This window comes from Clostridia bacterium, assembly GCA_035561135.1.
GTDB lineage: Bacteria > Acidobacteriota > Terriglobia > Terriglobales > Acidobacteriaceae > DATMYA01.
The window spans coordinates 1-4490 of record DATMYA010000035.1; the positions used below are offsets into that span (position 1 = coordinate 1).

General features: G+C 58.9%; 3 protein-coding genes. All 3 read left to right on the forward strand.

Going from position 1 to position 4490, the window contains the following annotated elements; translation table 11 throughout:
* The first annotated feature begins 322 nt into the window (after positions 1-322).
* Positions 323-1531 (forward strand): S41 family peptidase, encoded by a 1209-nt coding sequence (locus VN622_07645; GenBank protein HWR35725.1) that lies wholly within the window; start codon positions 323-325, stop codon positions 1529-1531.
* Positions 1532-1710: 179 nt separating this feature from the next.
* Complete coding sequence (locus tag VN622_07650; GenBank protein HWR35726.1) at positions 1711-3981, forward strand: PBP1A family penicillin-binding protein; 2271 nt, start codon at positions 1711-1713, stop codon at positions 3979-3981.
* A gap of 1 nt (position 3982) precedes the next feature.
* The coding region (locus tag VN622_07655) for a PASTA domain-containing protein (GenBank protein HWR35727.1) at positions 3983-4490 on the forward strand (508 nt) is incomplete at its 3' end.

Genomic DNA, 4490 nt, shown 5'->3' on the forward strand with positions numbered 1-4490 from the left:
ATACACGCGGCCTCGTTTGGCGAGGGCAGAAAAGGCTTTCTAGCCAGCCGATTACGATTTTAAGAGGCGAATGCGGAAGGTGTCAAACTTTCGCATTCGGGGCACGTCTAAACAGCGGGTGCGAAGGCAAGCCTGGCGCGAGCGGAGAGCGCGCTTGGGAGATTATCGACGTGAACACTCACTGGCCACAGAATCCGAGCCGCCTCAAGCACTTCCCGTGCCAGAGAAAACGTGAGGCGTCCTACGAAGCTGCTGCATCCAACAGGGGTATAATCGAGTCACTTCCGCAGGGAAGCCTCGTCACAAAAGAGAAGTTTCCAAAATGTCCAAGACGACCAAAGCTGTCCTCCTGAGCGTATCCCTCGTGCTCGTACTTTTCACTGTCGCCGGCGGTCTCGGCGTCAAGGCTTCCACCAGCGATGGTGCGTATCGCCAACTCGGCGTGTATAGCGAGGTGCTCTCGCGCATCCGCAGTGACTATGTGGAGGAGCCCAATATTCCTCAAGTCACCGACGGCGCACTGCACGGATTGCTCGAGTCGCTCGACGCGAACTCCAGTTATCTGAATCCGGCCGAGTACAAGCGGTACAAGCAACTCAAGGCAGAGTCGAAGGCGACAATCGGCGCAGCAATTTCGAAGCGCTTCGGATACGCGGCGGTCATCGCCGTGGTGCCGGGCGGTCCGGCTGAAAAGGCTGGCGTAGAGAACGGCGACATCATTGAAGCCATTGAAGGTCGCAGCACGCGCGATATGTCGCTGGCGGAAATCAACGGGCTGATGGGTGGACAGCCGGGCTCGGTAGTCAACGTTTCCGTCGTCCGCCCGCGCAAGGCACAGCCGCAGAAAACGCCTATCACGCGAGACATAGTGAAAGATCCGCCGGTCGGAGAGAAGGTCGTTGAACAGGGTATCGGCTACATCCGCGTTGACGGTTTCACGAAGGGCCGTGCGCAGGAGATCGCCTCAAAGATTAAGGATTTGCAGAAGCAAGGGGCAAAGAAGCTGATTCTCGACCTGCGCAATTCCGGTTCCGGCGAGGAATCGGAAGGCATTGCGACTGCGAACTTGTTCCTGAACCACGGCACGATCACCTACGTTCAGGGGCAGCGCTTCCCGAAGCAGACCTTCAACGCCGATGCTGGCAAGGCTGTGACCGATTTGCCGCTGGTAGTGCTCGTCAATCGCAGCACGGCAGGGCCGGCGGAAATTGTGGCCGCGTCAATCCTCGAGAATGCTCGCGGCGACGTTGTGGGCGATAAGACATTCGGCGTGGGCTCCATTCAGAATGTGATCGAGATTGCGGACGGCTCGGCGCTCATCCTGTCGGTAGCCAAGTACTATTCGCCCTCGGGCAAGGCCCTTCAGGACACCGCGGTCACACCGAACGTGCTGGTGGCTGACGTCACGGATGACTTCATTGCGCCGGACGACGAAACCGAAACCAACCAGCCCGAAGTGAAGAAGGATCAGACGGACGAGCAGCTTCGCCGCGCGATCGAGGTTTTGAAGAACCGCGATCAGAAGGCATAGCGAGTCTCTAGGAAAATGCTCAGAAGAATCGCGGATCCTGTGTCCGCGATTTCTTTTTGTGCCCGACTATTAGCGCGACATATTACTGAGAACCTCGGCGCCCCAAGGCGAAAAGCATGGCAGGAAATCAGGCTCGCACAGATATTGAGCGTGCTATCCTGAGCTCGGTTAACTCCGCAATGGCTCCACTCTCCACAGAACCTCCGCCGTCAGGTGTAGGCGAGCAGAAGTTCGCGACGCCCCCAAGCCCCACCACCAAAGCACCACGACTGGTGGGCTGGCTTCTTTATGGCCTGCTCCTGGTCGCCACCTGTCTCGTCGGAGCGCTCGCCGGATTGCTATTCGTGTATTCGACCGACCTTCCTCAGGTAGGAGAGTTGGAGCGGTACCGGCCAAGTTCCATCACAGAGCTCTACGACAACGAAGGCCGTGTGGTCGGCTCTTTCGCCTTGCAGCGTCGAGTCATCGCTACCTATGACGACTACCCCAAGGTCCTGCGCGAAGCCATTATTTCGATCGAAGACAAAGATTTCGAGAAGCATTGGGGAATTAACTTCTGGCGCATCGCGGGTGCCGCTTATCGCGACATCATGTCCGCCAGCCGCGCACAGGGCGCATCGACTTTGACGATGCAACTCTCGCGCAACCTGTTCCTCACGCCTGATCGCAAGTTCAGCCGCAAGATACAGGAAGCCATGCTCGCCATGCAGATCGAGCGGCGATTCACTAAACAGCAGATTTTCACGCTCTACGCCAACCAGATATTCCTGGGACACGGCGCGTACGGATTCGAAGCGGGTTCTCAGTTCTACTTCAACAAACATGCCAAGGACTTAACGCTGGAGGAAGCAGCGCTGCTGGCGGGACTGCCGAAGGCGCCAAACTCGTATTCACCCATTCTGAATCCGGATCGCGCGCTGAAGCGGCGAAACCTCATCATCAACTCGATGATGGAGGACGGCAAAATCACCGTGCAGGAAGCGCAGCGGGCGAAGGCAACACCCATCAAGTTGAGCCCTCAGAGCGATCCCAATTCGCTTGCGCCCTACTACGTTGAAGAGATTCGCCGCTACCTGGAAAAGAAATACGGCACCGACCAGGTTCATGAAGGCGGCCTGCGCGTTTACACCACGCTGAACGTCGATATGCAGCGTGCTGCGAACCAGGCTGTGCTCGATGGTCTGAGCGCATACGAGCGCCGGCACGGTTGGAAGGGTCGCCTGAACAACGTGATTGCCGCGGGCGGCGTACTGGACCAATTCGATCACGCGGATTGGCGACAGCCTGTCGTGCCTGGGAGTTATGTGCATGCACTGGTTACAGCCGTAACGCGTACCAGCGCAACTCTGAAGTTCGGTCGCTTTGATTCAGTAATCGGCCCGGCGGAGATGGCCTGGACCACTCATAAATTTGCAGATGAGATTCTGAGCGTCGGCGATATTGCCTACGTCAAGGTCCAGAGCGTAAGCGGCGATCACGCAAAGGTGAGCCTGGAGCAGGACTCGGGAGCGCAGGGCGCGCTCATCGCCATTGACAATGCTACGGGCGAAGTACGGGCGATGGTGGGCGGGCGCGACTTCGACGAGTCCAAGTTCAATCGCGCCACGCAGGCGTTGCGCCAGACGGGATCATCGTTCAAGCCGTACGTCTATGCCGCCGCCGTTGATCAGGGTGCGATGCCGGACGACATCATCCTGGATGCGCCGACTACGTTCATGACTGCGAGCGGCGCGTACTCGCCGCACAACTACGATGGCAAGTACGAGGGGAACATCACCTTGCGCCGTGCGCTGGCGCAGTCGCGCAATATCCCCGCATTGAAGCTGGCGCAACGTCTCGGCATTCGAACGGTGATCGAGTACGTGCACAAGTTCGGCGTGACCTCGGAGATACCGGCGTACCTGCCAGTGGCACTCGGTTCGGCAGAAGTGACTTTGCTCGAACAGACGGCGGCCTTCTCGACGTTCCCGAACGATGGCGTGCGTGTAGCGCCGCACTTCATCAAGAAGGTTGTGGATTATGACGGGCACGTGCTCGAAGATAATTATCCCGACGTGAAGGATGTGTTAAGTGCGCGCAGTGCGCGCATAGTCACGACAATGCTGCGCGACGCTGTTCTGCACGGCACGGGGTACTCCGCGACAAAACTGAAGCATCCGCTGGCCGGAAAGACCGGGACGACCAACGATTTCACGGATGCATGGTTCGTCGGATTCTCGCCGTCGACCACCTGCGGAGTTTGGGTTGGCTTCGACGAGAAAAAATCTCTAGGTAACAAAGAGACCGGGGGGATGGCCGCACTCCCCATCTGGATCGACTTGATGAAGGTTGCAATTGCCGGGCATGAGCAGGAGCAGTTCCCGGAACTCGCACCCGAAGAGTTGAAGAAACCAGCCGTGGGCAAGGTCGACACGGCCGACTATCGCCCGGGCGACGGCGAGGCACACTGAGATGCGATCGTTCTTGCGAGCCACGCTGCTCGTTTTGGTATTGCTCATCATCGCGATGGTTTCGGCGCTTACGGCAATGCGTTTCGCCATCCATGGCCGCGAGGTTACGGTTCCCAAGTTGATCGGCATGACACCGGCGGACGCCGAGCGCGCTGCCATCGACCACGGCCTCCTGCTTTTCCGCGAAAGTCGTTTCTACAATGATGCCGTGCCCGAAGGCAGCATCGTTTCGCAGATTCCCGTCGAAGGCGCGAAGGTGCGCAGAGGATGGCGCGTTCGCATTGCCGAGAGCCTGGGCCCGCAGCGCATGGTGATCCCGGACGTGGTGGGCCAGAGCCCTCGCGCAGCTGAGATCAATGTACGTCGCCGCGGGTTGGAGATGGGCTCGGTAGCCCAGATCTCTTTGCCCGGCACTCCGGCGGATCAGGTGATTGCGCAGAGTCCGCCGCCGAACGCACAGGGCGTCGCATCGCCGAGGCTCAGCCTTCTGGTCACTGCGCCGGAGCAGA

Bases quoted from the DNA above. Each gene is read 5' to 3' on its own strand.
- VN622_07650 (HWR35726.1), top strand. From the start codon at position 1,711: ATGGCTCCACTCTCCACAGAACCTCCGCCGTCAGGTGTAGGCGAGCAG.
- VN622_07645 (HWR35725.1), top strand. From the start codon at position 323: ATGTCCAAGACGACCAAAGCTGTCCTCCTGAGCGTATCCCTCGTGCTC.